We start from the raw sequence: 17071 nt of genomic DNA on the forward strand, positions 1-17071 counted from the left end.
GGCTATTTTAAGGCAAGCTTGACCATTTGGGAAAACCTGACCTATTAAGGAAAACCTAATCTATCAAGGAAGACTTACCTGCTGAAACGCTCTTAAAACATTATTTGCAGAGCATATTCTTGAATATTATCCTGTCAGTTTTTTCCTTGGGATATATTAGAGATTATTTTTTCTTGGGATATATTAGAGATTATTTTTTCTTGGGATATTATTAGAGTTTACTTTTCCTTGAGATATTATTAGAGATTATTTCCTTTGCCTGATCCCAAATAGTTACTCAAGACTTCAATAACATCTTTTCTGAAAGTCTCAAGTGTGAAGTTGTTTTCGATTTCCACATTGGAAGCGTCTATAGCTTCTCCCATACCCCAGCTGAGTTCTCTTTCATCTCGCTGGCGGAGGCCTTCAATACTGTTCATATCGTCACTTCTTCCCCTTTTCTGGATTCTGGAGAAACGGACCTCAATGGGAGCATAAATGGAAATCAGGATAAAGCCTTTTCCGAATTCCTTCCTGAAGCACTCAACTTCGGCAATTCCGCGCACACCATCCACGACTACAAGTTCTGAACCTGTTTCCCTGATCTGAGAAATACAACGCCTGGCAACGGCATCCATGCCCTCATGTTTACGGAGATCATTTGCAACCATTCCGGTATTGGAATCACTGGGCTCAAGCCCTCGCTTCAATACTTCCTTTCGGATCACATCACCCATGATTATAACAGGAATGCCCATTTCGGCAGCAATCCTGGAAGCTTCGGATTTCCCAGAAGCTGGCATGCCAACGAACGCAATTATCTTCATCAAAAATTACCTTTTAAACTTATTTAAGTAAATTTAGATCAGCAAATTAGACCATTAGTTTTGATAAAAACTTATTGTAAGATATTAGGCAGTATCAGATTTGAGTAATGTAGATCCATACCTGAAACATGAGTCGAATATGAATTATAGTATTATAATATGATAGTATTATAATATGATCATAGTCAAACCACAGGATCATATATATTATTTCCTGAAAAAAATGAGCTATTTCCGTAAAATCCATTTTAAAAAGATTGAATAGTAAATCTGAAAAGAGACTTTAAAGAAAGAACTTTCTAAAAAGCCGGTCAAAAGACGATTCATCCGGTTTTTAGAGATTTTATTGAAGTTAGGGATTTTATTGAAGTTAGGGATTTTATTGAAGTTAGGGGTTTTATTGAAGATAGAGATTTTATTGGAGATTTAGAGAAGTTATTTAGAAATCTGAGAGACCACTAAGGAATCTCATATTACTTTAAGAAATCTCATATTACTTCAAGGAATCTCGCATTACTTCAAGGAACCTCATGAGAACATTTTATTAAAGACTGAGACTTTGAAATCTACAAGAGGTTTGAGCCTGTAATCTTCGAGTAACACTTTGCGGGTGTTTTCCATAGGGACACTCAAAGATATTTCCTTTGTCCTTCCATAACGGCCTTTACTTACTACCACAGCATTTACTATCCCAAGCATATCAAGTTCTGACATAAGGTCAGTGACCCTGCGCTGGGTGAGAATATCGACGTCAATGTGATGGCAGAGCTGGCGGTAAACATTATACATCTCGCCGGTTGTAACATTTTTGCCTTCTCTTCCCCTGTTTCTGAGCAGGATAATGCTGTAGAGCACGAGTTTGGATTGGGTAGGGAGAGTCCGTACAACTTCTACAACACGGTCGATTTCGATCTTTTCCTGTGCGCGCCTTACGTGTTCTTCGAGAACCTGGGGCTGGTTTTCTCTTTCAGCAATTTCTCCTGATACCCGCAGAAGGTCGAGAGCTCTCCTTGCATCGCCGTGTTCCTGGGCTGCAAAGGCTGCACATAATGGGATTACCATTTCACCAAGTACTCCATCGTTGTAAGCCATTTTTGCCCTCTGTTTCAGGATATCGCTGATCTGCTCGGCATCGTAAGGCGGAAATATTAATTCTTCTTCACCAAGAGAACTCTTAACTCTTGGGTCCAGGAATTCTGTGAATTTAAGATCGTTGGAAACCCCTATCATGCTGACCTTGGCTTTTCTAAGATCGGTGTTGATCCTCGAAAGGTTGTAAAGGACATCATCGCCTTTTTTGATCAGCTTATCTATCTCGTCCAGAATGATTATAATTACCTGGTCTCTTGAATCGATTGCTTCTTTGAATTTCATGAAGACCTGGTCAGTAGGCCACCCGGTCATAGGGACTTCTTCTTCAAAATGTCTGGCAAGATTTGCAAGAAGCCTGTATTGAGTGTCAATTACCTCACAGTTAATATAAACAACAGAACAGAAAATTGATTTATCTTCACTGACTCTTTCGAGTTCTTTTCCTACATACCGGGTTACAGCAGTTTTTCCTGTCCCTGTTTTTCCGTAAATAAGGACATTTGAAGGGGTTTCTCCCCTGAGTGCGGAAACAAGAATTGTTGCAAGGCTGTTTATCTGGTCATTCCTGTGTAATAACAGGTCCGGAGTATAAGAAGGCCTGAGGACCTCTTTATTTTTAAAAATTGACTTTCCGTCAAGTAATTTTTCGAATAAGCCGTCTAATGATTGAGCTTTTATCATAGGTGACCATCTTCATAAAAGTTATTTAATTACGGATGCAACGGGTTAGAGTAGCTAATAAGACAACTAACATAATAAAGACCATTAACAGTTAGCTTATTAAGTTGATGTATAAAGTAAATAAGGCGTCTAAGGAATTAACGAGTTGAAAAATTGTTTTTCCTTTGTATAATTTCAATCATACATTGAACGAATATTTACGGAACCTTAAATGCTAATTTTCAAATTGTCTTTCATTCTTAGTTCTCAGTAATTATGGAAACCCGGCTCTTTATTTTATATAATCTAAATAAGTCATGCTTTCAGGGGTGACAGATACGTAAAGAGATGGATAGATAAATGCATGTCTCTTAAAGTTAATGCCTGAAAATTTTGTTTACGGCAAGTTCAGGCTAGTTGAAAAGTTAGTTGCGCACTTTATCTTATCTCTTAAGTCCTGATTAAATTTGTATTCGGAATGTTCTTTAGCCAAAATTTTAGATAAAATTTGTATATAAGCTTCTAATTTCAGGGTATATTTGCAGTAGATGCAATGGAAGTACACGGTATTAATAGTTATGGTGAAGACCCCTTAGTTTCCACTGGAACTGTTATTTTCCTTAAATACCATATATGAGAATCAATATCAACAGACAACACCAGAATAAAATAAAAAATAAAAAATTCCATATACCACAAAGGTTAGATTTAAACCCTCATTTTCGAATGGAGAAAGATAGAATATTTTCGAACCCCCTTATTTCCATTGAATGATAAAATATATTTATTACATTATTTTAGTTGAAAAGAAGAAAATGCCTGATTTAAAACGAAAGTGGTTATATTAAAATTAAAAACAGTTTTAATGCAAATAGCTATTCTGAAGATAAGATAAACAATAAAAAATACAAAATAGATAAAAGAAAGTATCAATATATCTCGGAACTAAACATATATAGCGAGTTTTAATAACCAAAAAATTTCTTATGTGGTTATATAACTTATCAATATTTATTCAGGATATTCGTTTTACAAATATTTTTCAAGTATTTTCTTATCAATATTTTTTCAGGGCATTCATTTTTCAAATACTTTTCAAGTAATTATTTTCAAGTATTTTTCAAGTATTTTCAAGTATTTCTCAAGTATTTTTCAAGTAATTATTTTCAAGAAATTATTTTCACGTATTTTAAAGTATTTTTCAAGTATTTATTTTTCAAATAATTGTTCAAGAAATAGATTTGTAAAGTTATAATCTAGTAATTTTTACTGCAGTTGTTATTATAAGATTATCAGAAAAATTGAACAAAATTACTTGAAATATTATAAAAACTACAGGAAAAAAATTATTCAAGATAATGAATTGAATAATAATCATTCAATAACTTATTTAATTTCAGAAGAAAAACGAACTACTTTTAATCCCTGATAACAAGACAGTACCATAAAACTGTAGAGATTGCTGATCTACAGCTATAGTGAAGGATCCATCAAGGTGCGATTCATGAGACTCAATCCTTGAGATGCGATAGTTATTGAAAATAAGCTTCCTAAGAAAAGAATGCTATGGAAGTTAACTGAGAATGGATTTTTCACTGAAATCGAGTAGATAAAAAATAGACGTTTGCTAAAAAATGGAGTTAAATCATGGTACTGGATAACATTAGTATTGTATTTGTTTTTGCAGCATATCTGCTATTTATGATAGCTATCGGAGCTCTGTATTATCGGAGAACGGAAAATCTTTCAGATTACATTTTAGGAGGGAGAAAACTAAACAGCTGGGTTACTGCTTTGAGTGCTCAGGCATCGGATATGAGCGGTTGGCTACTGCTAGGATTGCCAGGATATGCTTACCTTTCAGGAATGGAATCTATCTGGCTAGGAATAGGGTTGGCTGCAGGAACTTATTTAAACTGGAAATTTATCGCAAAAAGATTACGCCAGTATACTCAGGTTGCAGGAGATTGTATTACAATTCCTGTGTACTTTGAAAACAGGTTCAGGGATAAAAGCCATGCTTTACGGATTATCGCATCTGTCCTGATCCTGGTCTTTTTCCTGCTTTACACTTCTTCAGGACTTGTAGCGGGTGCAAAACTTTTCAACACTGTTTTTGAAATTCCCTATCAACAGGCTCTTCTTTTAGGTGCATTCGTAATTATCAGCTATACCTTCCTTGGAGGTTTTATGGCTGTCTGCTGGACTGACTTTTTCCAGGGCATCTTAATGTTCTGTGCTATTGCCTTTGTACCTCTTGCAGCAATGAAAGGAATAGGAGGGTACGACTCCACTGTCAGTCTTATTGAAAGTATAGACCCCCAGTTGCTTAACCCCTGGACAGCCCTTGCCGGCGGCGCAATCCCCCTGATCTCCAATCTCGCCTGGGGCCTGGGATACTTTGGGATGCCGCATATCCTGGTCCGCTTCATGGCTATAGAATCGCCTGAAAAAATCAAGCAGGCAAGAATTATTGCAATGGTCTGGGTCATTATTTCCCTATTCTTTGCCGTAGGAGTTGGGATCATTGGAAGGGCTTATCTCTATCCTGATTTTCTTGAAGGAGCAGGAAGCGAGACCATTTTTATGGTAATGGTAAATAGCACATTCACACCAATTATTGCAGGAATCCTCCTTGCAGCCATCCTTGCAGCTATCATGAGTACTGCTGATTCCCAGCTCCTTGTATCTGCATCTGCCTTTACCGAAGATATTTACAGGATAGCCATGAAAAAAAATGCAAGTGAAAAAGAGCTTGTCTGGATGGGCAGAATTGCAGTTATTGTAATTTCATCAATTGCCTATCTAATAGCAAGAGATCCGAATAACTCGGTTATGGGCCTGGTCTCATACGCCTGGGCTGGATTTGGAGCTGCATTTGGACCTGTTATCCTCTTTTCCCTTTTCTGGAAAAAAACAACCCGAAACGGAGCGCTCGGTGGTATGGTTATCGGCGGTATAACCGTTATCATCTGGAAGCAGCTCACCGGAGGAATTTTTGATCTTTATGAAATAGTCCCTGGTTTCATCCTCTCATGCATCACGATATATACACTGAGCATCACGGACAAAAACGGCCCTGCAGAAGAAATTCTAAAAGAATTCGACCGAGTAAACCATATTGTGCTCAATAGAAAAACTATCCGTAAAGGAGACATCAGACCTCTCGAAACAAAATTTGAATAAAATGTATGAGAAATATTTCCTGGATCTTGAAAAATAAATATTATACACGTCCATTACAAAAAAGAAGACAGAAGAAAAGTCAAAAAGAGATGAGGGAAATAAAATATTACCCTTTATTTTTATAAGAATCTCTACTTTTTAAGATGTTATCTTATTCTTTAATGTTTTTCTGGTATTATCTGTTTCCTTAACAGTATGGATTGGAATAAAAGCCGAATCAAGAGTTATGATTCAAAGATTTAACGATATGAGGATTTATAATCTGATGACTTGATTACAGATTCAGAAGAATAATTCTAAAATTTTTCATAAAATTAAAAAGGGAAATTAAAAAAATAGAAGAAATTTGTAATTGAATAAATTACACCTACAAAGAATTGAACGAATGGAACAATGGAATAAAGGAAAAAAAAAGAAAAGAAAAGAAAAAAAGAAAGGAAAGGAAAAAAAAGAAAAGAAAAGAGAAGAAAAGAAAAAAAACGAACTGAACAAATAAAACGAATTTAATTATGAAGTAAAATTTGGTTGTTTTATTAAAAAGTATAATAAATGAATCAATATAAAACGTCTTCTAAAACCCCCCTTTATTTCCACTGGAAAGTTTATATAACCCGGGGACCCCATGGTTTCGAATGAAGGGTTTAAGGAGGTTGTAGGAACAAAATAAAAGATAATTTTATTTTGTTATTATACAAAATAATAGTGTTGTGTTATAGCTTTTATTCTATATATATGTTGTTATGAATGTTCAAGAATAAAGTGAGCTACCCCGCCCTGCCTGATGGCGAGGACGGAGCTTCCTTCGAGTGATTACGTCATTTGATGGTAAGATTCTAAGAATCTTTCCGACATCGGTAATCCTGTTTGTCGAAGATTATCAGAGAATTTCTGATAGCCTGTCCACAAGGCATTCTGCAATAGGAAATTTACCATGATATTGATTGCACTATTGCAATCTCTATCAATAAAATTGCCACAATCGCATTCCATATTTCGTTTCCAGAGTGGCATGTCATGGATTTTTCCACAAACATAACACGTTTTGGAAGTATAGCTTTCATCAATTTTTATTACTTTTTTACCTATAAGTTCAGCTTTATAGGCTAAAAATTCGATGAAGCGAGATAAATATCCTTGATTTTGGGTAGATCTATTCATAGCTCTTTTTCTTTTTCCTTTAAGTCTCTTGGATTGAGCCATGTTTTTTGTTTTCAGATCTCCCACAATAATAGTATTGGCCTTAGTATTGTTGACCATTTTCTTTGATAGTTTATGCTGGAAATCTCTAAGCTGATTAGATTTCTTTTTCTCCATTTTACGATAAATATTGTGTAGCCTTACCCATTTTTTGCTCTTTCTTTTACAGTGATCTCTCCTGGATTTTAGAGCATCCAGTTTTGGTTGCCAGTACTTATCAATTCTTGGAGTTTTAACTTCAAAGAATTTACCTTGAGTATTTACTGCTGTTACTATTTTTGTGATCCCGGCATCATTAGCCTGATATAAACCATTATCAATGTACTCATGTGCAGAGACTTCATAAGTAACAGAAATATAGAAATCTCCTTTAGCATGGAAAGGATCATCATTATAGATCTCGATTTGTTTTATATTTTCAAATTTCTTTCCGAGATCAAAAACAAGTTTGGTGTCATTTATTTTATGAGAGAAAGAAATGACACAACCAATCTGATAAAATCCACTTTGATTATACGGAATTGTCTGAAAATATTTCCTGCTTTTGAAATTTGGAGGTCTGGCTTTTAGATCTCCATTTTTTCTGAGTGCAAAAAAAGATCTATAATTTGCATCAAGTTTTTTTAGAACGCCCTGCAAAGTCTTTGAATAAACAGCTTTGTATTCAGGGTTTCTTTTCTTGAGATCCGGCAATTTGTTTTGTTGATCCACGTACTTGATGCTCTTTCTTTCAAGTTTCCATGCATCTTTTCTTTCGGCTAAAGCTAGATTATACAATGAACAACATTTATCTGAAAGTTCCCAAAGGACTTTCAATTGTTCTTCTGTTGGATAAATCTTAACTTTTGTCGTTAGATGCATAGCAGTATATAAACAAGAGGTCTGTGTATAAATAGGCTATCAGAATTTAAAAAAGTAAATTGTCGGGAAGTTGACGGCTTTCATCCCCCACCTGCCAGCCTGATGGCTGTCGAGGAAGGGGACTTCCCGCCTTAGAGTTAAAATAGAAAATGTAAATTTTATTAATTTAATATTTTTACTTGCATCTTTTAACGTCTATAAAATATTTATTTACTTTAAAAAAAATTTCATATTTTTAATTTTTCCTGTTTTTTTACATCCTTACTAACATAACTTCTTTCCAGTGGAAATAAAGGGGTCCCTCTCAACTATAACAACCTTTCAAATCAACCTACGCTTTACAATCTAAAGTTTTATCTCCATTTTGATAGAATTTTAATTTTACTTAGTTTTTTACTTAGTTTTTTATTTAGTTGTTTAGTTAGTTGTTTAGTTAGTTGTTTAGTAAGCTGTTTAGTGAGTTGTTTAGTTAGTTGTTTAATTAGTTGTTTAGTAAGCTGTTTAGTGAGCTGTTTAGTGAGAGCTGTTTAGTGAGAGCTGTTTAGTGACTTTTTTGTGAGTTATTTTGTCTCTTTTTGATCTTTCATAATAAAATAGTAAAGCTGATTAGTTATTAAACGTCTTCGAGAAACTTTCTTTTATTTCAATTTTTTCTTGTTATCTTTTTTTCTTTCTTTTTTTCTGTTTCTTTTTTTCTTTAAGCCCTTTTTCTCTTGTTTTTTGGGTTTTTAAATCATTACACTTTTTTTATTTCATTTTAATCTTAACACTTATTTATTAAAGCTACATTCCAGTTTATCCGGAAGCACTGCAAAATTGATGATATTCTGGACTTTTATGATTTAATAGAAGGCGTTTTTCGAGTTTTATTCCATAAGTCTTTTAAATAAAACTGGTTTTACTTTACCTATATGAATGAGAAAGGTCTTTCTGAAAAAGAGATATTTTCCTATCTGGAAGATGCAAAGTCAGAAGATACGAATTATCATCGGGTTTTAAGTTCAATGTGTACTCACCCTCATAAGATTGCAATCGAAGCTAACAGGCTTTTTATTGAGGCTAACCTGGGCGATCTGGGACTTTTCTTCGGAGCCCACAGGCTTGAGAAGGAGGTTGTCAGAATGCTTGGGAAGCTTCTTCATGCTCCTTCAACCGATATTCCTTCTGGAGATTCATGTGAAAGCTCAGTTTGCGGCTACCTTACCACAGGTGGCACGGAATCCAATATCCAGGCTGTAAGAGGAATGAAAAATCTAGTAACAGCAGGAAAAAAAGGATTTGAAGGCATTCCAAATGTTATTATTCCCGAATCAGCTCATTTTTCTTTTGACAAAGTAGCCGACATGATGGGCATAGAAGTGAGAAGAGCTGCTCTTGATTCGGAGTTCAGGGTGGATCTGGCTTCCGTTGAAGAGCTCATTAATCAAAACACCATAGGACTTGTTGGAATAGCAGGGAACACTGAGTTTGGCCAGATTGATCCTATTGACAAACTCTCGGAAATAGCTCTTGAAAATGAGATTTTCCTGCATGTCGATGCAGCTTTCGGAGGCTTCGTTATCCCTTTCCTTGAAAAACCGCATCCTTTTGATTTCGAAGTACCAGGAGTAACTTCAATTGCCATAGATCCTCATAAGATGGGTCTTTCCACAATTCCTTCAGGTGCTTTGCTTTTCAGGTCACCTTCTTTTCTGGATTCTCTCAAGGTAAGTACTCCATACCTTACCACAAAGGCCCAGTTTACACTTACAGGTACCCGGAGCGGAGCTTCAGCTGCAGCTACCTATGCGGTCATGAAATATCTGGGGTATGAGGGTTACAGAAAAAACGTGCAACACTGCATGCAGCTCACATCAAAAATGGTCACAGAAGCCCGAAAAGCCGGTTTCGAACCATTGATCGAGCCTGTAATGAATGTAGTCGCTTTGAAAGTGCCGAACCCTGATCTCGTCAGAATACAGCTCCTTAAGAGGTTCGGCTGGAATGTCTCAATTACCCGCACTCCAAGGGCTCTTCGCCTAGTTCTTATGCCTCACAATAGTCCGGAAGACATTGATGCATTTTTAGAAGACCTTAAAAAAGTGACAGCAGAAATATAAACAAAAGTAGAAAATATAAAAAAAGAGAAAATATAAACTTTTGAAAGTAATGTAAAGCTTTTGGCGGGAATCTAAAGTTTTTATGAATGTATAAATTTTTATGAATGTATAAATTTTTATGAATGTATAAATTTTTATCACAATCCGGTTTTTATCCGCCTAAATTTACCATTTATCTATCCAAATTTATTATCTACCTAATTATTATTTACCTAACTAATTATTATTTACCTAATTATTATCTACCTAAATTTACCTTCCTAAAATTACCTTTTATCAATCCAAATTTATTATCTACTTAATTATTATCTACCTAAATTTACCTTTTACCTATCCTAACTTATTATCTATCTAAATTTACTTTTTACCTATCCTAACTTATTATCTACCTAAATTTACTTTTTATCCCTCTGTATTTATTCTCTAAATAAATTTACATAATAAATAATTTGTTTTTATTCAGATTCCATTAAGATTTCATTAAATTCATCCATTTGTTAAGATGTTACGCAAAATTAATTATCTTATCTATTGTATATTCGTTTAACTTACAACTATCACTTTTAAGTAGATTAATCGTTTATATTTATTAATTATTTATATCTATAAGGGATTTATATTTAGGAAGACTAAAGGGGGCACTTACTTCGTGAAATCTGCACTGAAAATCGGAAGCGTACTGGGCATACCTATCAGACTGCATATCACTTTTCTTTTGATACTGCCCATTTTTGCATATGTATTTGCAATTAACCCATACCCTTATGGCTTTCAGGGAGTCGAGCCTGCTACGACAAAGTATATACTCTCAACCCTGACTGCAATCTTGCTTTTCGCGTCAATTCTTTTGCATGAACTTGCACATTCATATCTGGCGATGAAATATGGAGTTCATATCGAAAGCATCACACTCTTCCTTTTCGGAGGAGTCTCTTCAATGGAAGAGATACCAAGGAATCCGGGACAGGAAGCAAAAATGGCTTTCGCAGGGCCTTTTACAAGCCTTATTATAGGTTCTGTCTGTCTCCTTGTCTACAGCAATATAATTGCTCCAAATCCTGCACTCTCTGGAAACCCTGTTTATCTGACGGTCTGGATCCTCGGGGTAATGAATCTGGTACTTGGAATTTTCAATCTGCTGCCTGCTTTTCCAATGGATGGGGGCAGAGTGCTCCGTGCCTTTTATGCCAGGAGGATGTCCTATGTCAAAGCTACTAGGAATGCAGCTGCCGTAGGAAAGTTTTTTGCAATCCTGATGGCAATTTTCGGAATCCTCATAGGAAATCTCTGGTTTCCTTTGATTGCTCTCTTCATTTATGCTGGCGCATCTGAAGAAGAACGCTCTACTCAGGCATCCGTAAGTCTGGAAAACATTCTTGTAAAAGATATAATGACAAAAGATGTGGTTTCAGTACCTCCTTCCATGAGCATTGAAAATCTCGTTCATTTCATGTTTGAGAAAAAACACATGGGTTATCCCGTAATAGAAGGCAGTGACCTGAAAGGAATTGTAACTTTTACCGATATCCAGCGTGTTCCCACTCTTGACCGTCCTGCAATGCGGGTCTCGGATATTATGACAAGGGAGATAATATCCGTTCCATCCAATGCACAGGCAAGCGATGCTCTCAAACTGGTCACATCCAGAAACATAGGAAGAATTCTGGTAATTGATAATGGATCTCTTGTAGGGGTACTCTCCAGAACAGACCTTGTCAGGATACTCAAACTCAAATCAGAATAATAATCATGAGATAATAACATAACTTAATTTTTTTGATTACGTTCTAAATTCAAAGTTGATCTCCTGATTCAATATCCAGTTAATACCCTAATTTAATAACCGGTTAATTTCCTGATTTAATATTTAGATTAATTTTCTGATTTAGTATCCTGCCTCAATATTCTAATTCAATATCTTAAATCAATATCCTAAATCAATATCTTAAATCAATATCCTAAATCAATATCCTAGATTTATATTCTAGATGTGAGTTTGATATTATTATGATTGCCTGCGGATTAGCACTTAACCTGTAGATTAACACTTAACCTGCGGATTAACACTTAAGGGTCAATTATATAACATACATAACTTATTTAGTTTGTATAGTTTAATTATACTATGCACCAAATTACCTGTACGTTAAATGGTTCACTTGACGTCTTTAAATTCGCGGCGCAAATCGTTTAGATTCAGAAATATAACAGACAAACGTTAACAGAGAAACTAATAATACAGACTAACTAACGTATTCTAAATGGCTGGATGTATATTGTCTCAAAACAGTACATAGCAGTACATAAGAGAGCTATTCCATACAGTTCTCCAGTAGTTCTAATCTGCCGCAGCACAGAGACTTATTATGAAAAGATACGAAATTGCAGATGCTCAGGACACAGGTCCTGGGTATAATACTCAAAGATTATCTCAGGAGTCAATATATTCTATGGACAAACCTATTGAATCCGGGGAAGGTAATGTTTCTGTTGGGAAGTTTAAACTTTCCGATTCTTCAATTAACACACCAGAGGAAACAACTTCTATACCAGCATCTACAACAGAAGTTGAAAAGTTAGAGATGAAACCAGATACAAGTGGCACGTGTAATCCCGAGCCCCTTCCCGCTTCAGCTTCAGAGCTTTCAATTCCTTCTCCTTACCAGCCTCAAATTTCAAATGGGAACAATCCTGCTGTTGAGTTTCAGCCTTCAAAGATTGTTCTTATAGGCACGGCACATGTCTCCGAAAAAAGTGTAAATGAAGTCCGGAGCGCAATTAGAAATCTTAAACCAGATATCGTAGCCGTTGAGCTTTGTAGAGCACGTTATGATTCTTTGAAAGGAAATGTCCCTGAGACGAGTCAGGTTCCAATAAAGGAAATTCTCACTGAAGGAAAAGTGTATTACTACCTCGTCCACTGGCTTCTTGCTTATGTGCAGAAAAAGATAGGGGACGATATGGGTGTGAAACCCGGTTCCGAGATGATTTCTGCAATCGAAGAGGCAGAAGTTTCAGGAGCTAAAGTAGCTTTGATCGATAGAGATATTCAGGTGACTCTCCAGCGTTTCTGGGGCCGCATGAAGTTTGTCGAGAAAGTAAAGATGCTCGGTTCTCTCATAGGCGGTCTTATAGGAATAGGAAAAGGAGCCGAGATAGATATCGATCAAATTACTCAACAGGACGTTGTTACAGCCCTTGTCAGTGAACTAAGGGAATTTGCCCCGACTGCGGCTGAAACCCTTATAGATGAAAGGGACGCGTACCTTGCGGGAAGTATTGTCAGGACCGCAGCAGGTGGAAATAAAATTATCGTTGCGGTGATTGGAGCCGGACATAAACCAGGTGTAATTAACTACCTGAAAAACCCAAAGAGCATTCCGCCTCTCAGCTCTCTTATGGAAATTCCGAAAAAGCGTTTCGGCATTGGGAAAATTATTGGCTTTGCTTTTGTCGCCCTTATAGCCGGATTCATTTTGATGCTGCTGCTTTCCGGAGTTCCGTTAAAACTCCTTTTGATAGCTTTCGGCTGGTGGTTCATTATCACAGGAGTCCTGAGTGCAATCGGTACTCTGCTCGCAGGCGGCCATCCTTATTCAGTTCTGACTGCCTTTTCGGTTGCCTGGCTGACCACTCTGCACCCCCTAATTGCCGCAGGCTGGTTTGCCGGTCTTGTAGAAGCAAGGCAAAGAAACCCTACTGCAGCAGATATAAAAGCCCTGGCAGGAGTAGAAACCTTCAGGGAAATGTTTAAAAACAGGTTTATGCGAGTCCTCCTTGTTGCAAGCTTTGCAAACATTGGAAGTATGACAGGGACTTTTGTTGGAGCTTATGTCATGATGCAGGTCACTGGCCTTGACCCGAGAGACATTCTCCTTTCAGGGTTCGGCGCTCTCGGACTCTAAAAATAGTTCTCTGGCGGCAAAGTAACCTCTTTGCTTCCCAGGAGCTCTTTTTCTTTTCAGAATTTTCTTCCTCTCTTCTTTCTTCCTCTTTTCAGGAGCTTTTTCCTTACTTCCAGGAATTTTTTCCTTGCTTTCAGGAATTTTCTACTTTTTTCACGAACTTTTCTCCTGTCCTTTTATTCCTTGTTCACAACTCACATTTTTCTTTCCTGAAAAAACTCCTTGTTGTGCATACAATCCATTTCCAATGCAGGATAAGGTGGATAATTATAATTACTGACATAAGAATTCCAGCTCTGCTATGTAACCAGATCCATGTGGCTTTCGTTAACCCCATATATACGATATATCTTCCCCTTGGAATTCCCGAAGGGATGAAAAAATACATGAAAGAACCTGTGCCTGCAACTCCAAAAAATAAGACGGTAAGGGCAATATCCACCAGGTAATTGAGTTTTTGTTTATTCAACTTTCCATTCCTCGCTTCAGTTTCCTTCCTCACTTTCTTCTGAAAAAATAATTGGGTCTGGAAAATAAAAAGCTGTTTGAGAAGTTATGGAGAGTTTTCTGAATAAAATGAAACAATAGTTAATGAAACAATAGTTAATGAAACAATAGTTAATGAAACAATAGTTAATGAAACAATAGTTAACAAAAGAGAACAATAATTGGCAAAAAAGGAGTTTCGAGCTCTGATGAGCTCATGAAACTTGAATCCTTAGAAGAGACCGCTTAGAAGAGTTCGTGAAGCTTAAACTGATACTTACCCAGCTTTCCACCATAGTTGCCTGCGGAAATCTTCTTGATTCCGGGGATAGTTACCGCAGCTTCTATTCCGGCTTTCATGGCCGCTTTTATGCTTGCTTCATCGAGCCCGTTAATGACAATTTCGTAAACAGCATTAACATCAGCAGGAATTTCACTGTTTTCAACCTTATCCTTTATGGAGGGGCAGAATTTCTCGTTCGCGGTAGCTTTCAGGAATTTGTACTTATTTGCTCCGGATTTGGACCCGCTTGCAACAATACCTCCAGGGAAAGGTGTTATGGTGCCTTCGAGTTCCGCAATTGCGTCAACAGCTACTTCAGCTGCAGTCAGGGCGCTCATCTGTGAGTCCCCGAAGATAAAGAAGTTTCCGCCTGCAATTCCAGCTACTGCTCCTATATTATCTTCAGTCACAAAATCCCCTTCCATAATCGGAACTTTATATACTTTGCGGCCTCCAACCTGAGCTTCGGACTCCATTCCGTCTCCGAAGAATTTGAGTTTAAAACCGGTATTAAATTGCTTCTCAGAATCAGGCAATCCGTTAAAGACTGCAGTTGTAGGAGCTGTAAGCACACACTGCCCTATCCTTTCGAGCAGCTGTTCTTCGAGGGCTTCATATTTGAAAGTGCAGATCTGAATGTATACACCGGGTCTTCCGTCAGGTGTCTCACTGGGGCTTGCAAATCTTTCAATTCCCGCCTCTGCAGGGCACATTATAACTGATGTCCCGAAGCCAGTTGCCTCTGTAGCCGCTACCTGGGCCCAGCGCTTTGTTGCTGCTGTTATGAGCACTCGTGCAATCTTAATCGAAAACGCTTCTGCATATGTATCTTCAATCTCTACTCCATTAATTTCCATGAAATTCCCCTTGTTTATTTTTACTATCTAATTTATAGTGTTCAGGCTCGATGTCTGCTATAAACAATATGTCTTAACTGGTTTTGCGTGCTTTGGTATGATAGCATTTTTATCAGTTTATTCCAGCATATTCCAGCCAGAACGTTATAGCGCAGTCCATCTAATCTTTGTTTTCTTTTAGCCTGTATTTCTTGTGCCGCATGGAAAAAGTCTCGTAATTACAGCGTTACTTAATCTCAGGCATACACTTAAAGTTTTATGGTATCTGTTCTCTATATCTTTAACCGGTTTCAAGCTTTAATTTTTTTGCCTGCAATCGATTAGCCAATGAATGTCTATAATAATATTTATATCAAATATATAATTTTTCGAAGAAAAGAAATCAAAAACTTTAATAGAATATTAAATAGGGTTAATGTCTAAAAAATTAGATAAATATTGAATGAACCAGAAAAATTAGTTTTATTATTGAGTTCGTTCCGAAACCAATTTCAGTATCAAAATCATCAAAGTCTCATAACTGTTTTCCATGGTCTGACTCTACTGATTATTCAGCATATAGGGCTCAGATGCTGTTTATTCAGCATATAGGGGAATTCCCTAGATCGCTTTTAGATATAGCTGTCCTAGATCACTTTTATATATACTCGTTCTCTCGAATTGTAAGGCTTAAATCGGTTTGAGGCAGTTCCAAGCAGCGTCTCAGCCTTTCCTATCACAAAGAATCCACCTTTATTTAATGCCTGGTAAAAGTTAAGCTGCAATTGCTCCTGAATCTCCTTTTTAAAATATATCAGAACGTTTCGGCAGATTATAAGGTCAAAACGGTCAGTACAGGACTCTGATATCAAATCGTGTCTTTTAAAACGTACCATACCTTTTAACTGGTCGGAAATCTGGTATCTATCACCCTGCTTCAGAAAGTAGTTTTCTTTTGTACTCGAATCTGTACTTTTAAGTACATTTTCAAGGTATATTCCCTGCCGTGCTTTTTCAAGGCTCAAAGTGTCAATATCAGTACCCGTAATGCTTATTCTATACTTATTAAGGTCTTTTCCAAGAATTTTATGCATTAAAATAGCAAGAGAATAAACCTCTTCTCCTGTTGCACAGCCTGCACTCCAGATGCGGATCGATTTTACAAGCGAGTCAGATCTGGATTTTATTAATAAAGGAATAACTTCTTTTTCGACTACCTCGAAAGTTTCAGGGTTTCGAAAAAATTCACTGACATTTATTGTAAGTGTTTTAATAAGATGTTCACGTTCCTTTGAATTTCTTTTCAGCACCCTCAGGTATTCTTCATAATTTTTTGAACCTGTAGCTCTGACACGGACATTAATTCTTCGCTTAAAATGAGCTTCTTTATACTGCTGGCAGTTAAAACCCGTACTTTCCGTAACCGCTCTTTTTAATATTTCGAATTCTATGTCTTCCTCAAAATTCGTATCTATTTTTGTTTTTTCCCCATTTATCTCTGCTCTATATTTATCTGGTTTCATTCACGTTTGTTTCACCGCATTACATTTAATCTCTTAATTATATCTACTTTCTTAATTATATCTACTTTCTTAATCATGTCTATTTTCTTAATTATATCTACTTTCTTAATCATGTCTATTTTCTTAATTATGCCTAC

11 protein-coding genes are annotated in these 17071 nt (G+C 36.5%); 5 read left to right on the forward strand and 6 right to left on the reverse strand.

Annotation, left to right across the window (positions count from 1 at the left end):
* Positions 1–239 precede the first annotated feature (239 nt).
* Entirely contained in the window at positions 240–806 is a 567-nt protein-coding gene (locus tag RSJ42_RS16025; RefSeq protein WP_410508250.1) for a dephospho-CoA kinase, read from the reverse strand.
* A 528-nt stretch (positions 807–1334) separates the two neighbouring features.
* Positions 1335–2579 carry an ORC1-type DNA replication protein gene (locus tag RSJ42_RS16030; protein WP_410508251.1) on the reverse strand — a complete coding sequence of 415 codons (1245 nt, stop codon included), beginning with the start codon at positions 2577–2579 and terminating at the stop codon, positions 1335–1337.
* Positions 2580–4205: 1626 nt separating this feature from the next.
* Between RSJ42_RS16030 and putP the strand changes: the two genes are divergently transcribed.
* Both putP and RSJ42_RS16040 read left to right on the forward strand, forming a co-directional pair.
* Positions 4206–5744 carry a sodium/proline symporter PutP gene (gene putP / locus RSJ42_RS16035; RefSeq protein ID WP_410508252.1) on the forward strand — a complete coding sequence of 513 codons (1539 nt, stop codon included), beginning with the start codon at positions 4206–4208 and terminating at the stop codon, positions 5742–5744.
* A gap of 352 nt (positions 5745–6096) precedes the next feature.
* Positions 6097–6240, forward strand: coding sequence for a hypothetical protein (locus tag RSJ42_RS16040; RefSeq protein WP_410508253.1), 144 nt, complete (start codon positions 6097–6099; stop codon positions 6238–6240).
* 314 nt (positions 6241–6554) lie between these two features.
* Here RSJ42_RS16040 and RSJ42_RS16045 read toward each other — a convergent pair whose 3' ends face one another.
* Complete coding sequence (locus RSJ42_RS16045; RefSeq protein WP_410507212.1) at positions 6555–7802, reverse strand: RNA-guided endonuclease InsQ/TnpB family protein; 1248 nt, start codon at positions 7800–7802, stop codon at positions 6555–6557.
* A gap of 911 nt (positions 7803–8713) precedes the next feature.
* Here RSJ42_RS16045 and mfnA point away from each other — a divergent pair.
* The 3 genes from mfnA to RSJ42_RS16060 all read left to right on the forward strand — a co-directional run bounded on the left by mfnA (position 8714) and on the right by RSJ42_RS16060 (position 13806).
* Entirely contained in the window at positions 8714–9901 is a 1188-nt protein-coding gene (mfnA, locus tag RSJ42_RS16050) for a tyrosine decarboxylase MfnA (RefSeq protein ID WP_410508254.1), read from the forward strand.
* A 649-nt stretch (positions 9902–10550) separates the two neighbouring features.
* Positions 10551–11645 carry a CBS domain-containing protein gene (locus RSJ42_RS16055; protein ID WP_410508255.1) on the forward strand — a complete coding sequence of 365 codons (1095 nt, stop codon included), beginning with the start codon at positions 10551–10553 and terminating at the stop codon, positions 11643–11645.
* 622 nt (positions 11646–12267) lie between these two features.
* Positions 12268–13806 (forward strand): TraB/GumN family protein, encoded by a 1539-nt coding sequence (locus RSJ42_RS16060; protein WP_410508256.1) that lies wholly within the window; start codon positions 12268–12270, stop codon positions 13804–13806.
* A 187-nt stretch (positions 13807–13993) separates the two neighbouring features.
* Here the strand turns inward: RSJ42_RS16060 and RSJ42_RS16065 are convergent, their stop codons facing one another.
* The 3 genes from RSJ42_RS16065 to RSJ42_RS16075 all read right to left on the reverse strand — a co-directional run bounded on the left by RSJ42_RS16065 (position 13994) and on the right by RSJ42_RS16075 (position 16934).
* A complete protein-coding gene (locus RSJ42_RS16065; RefSeq protein ID WP_410508257.1) occupies positions 13994–14275 on the reverse strand; it encodes a DUF4405 domain-containing protein in 282 nt (93 codons plus the stop codon).
* Between the two features lie 263 nt (positions 14276–14538).
* Positions 14539–15432, reverse strand: a complete 894-nt coding sequence (gene fhcD, locus RSJ42_RS16070; protein WP_410508258.1) for a formylmethanofuran--tetrahydromethanopterin N-formyltransferase — start codon at positions 15430–15432, stop codon at positions 14539–14541.
* Between the two features lie 626 nt (positions 15433–16058).
* Positions 16059–16934 carry a CheR family methyltransferase gene (locus RSJ42_RS16075; protein WP_410508259.1) on the reverse strand — a complete coding sequence of 292 codons (876 nt, stop codon included), beginning with the start codon at positions 16932–16934 and terminating at the stop codon, positions 16059–16061.
* Between the last annotated feature and the right edge of the window lie 137 nt (positions 16935–17071).

This window comes from Methanosarcina hadiensis (genome assembly GCF_046529725.1).
Classification (GTDB): Archaea; Halobacteriota; Methanosarcinia; order Methanosarcinales; family Methanosarcinaceae; genus Methanosarcina; species Methanosarcina hadiensis.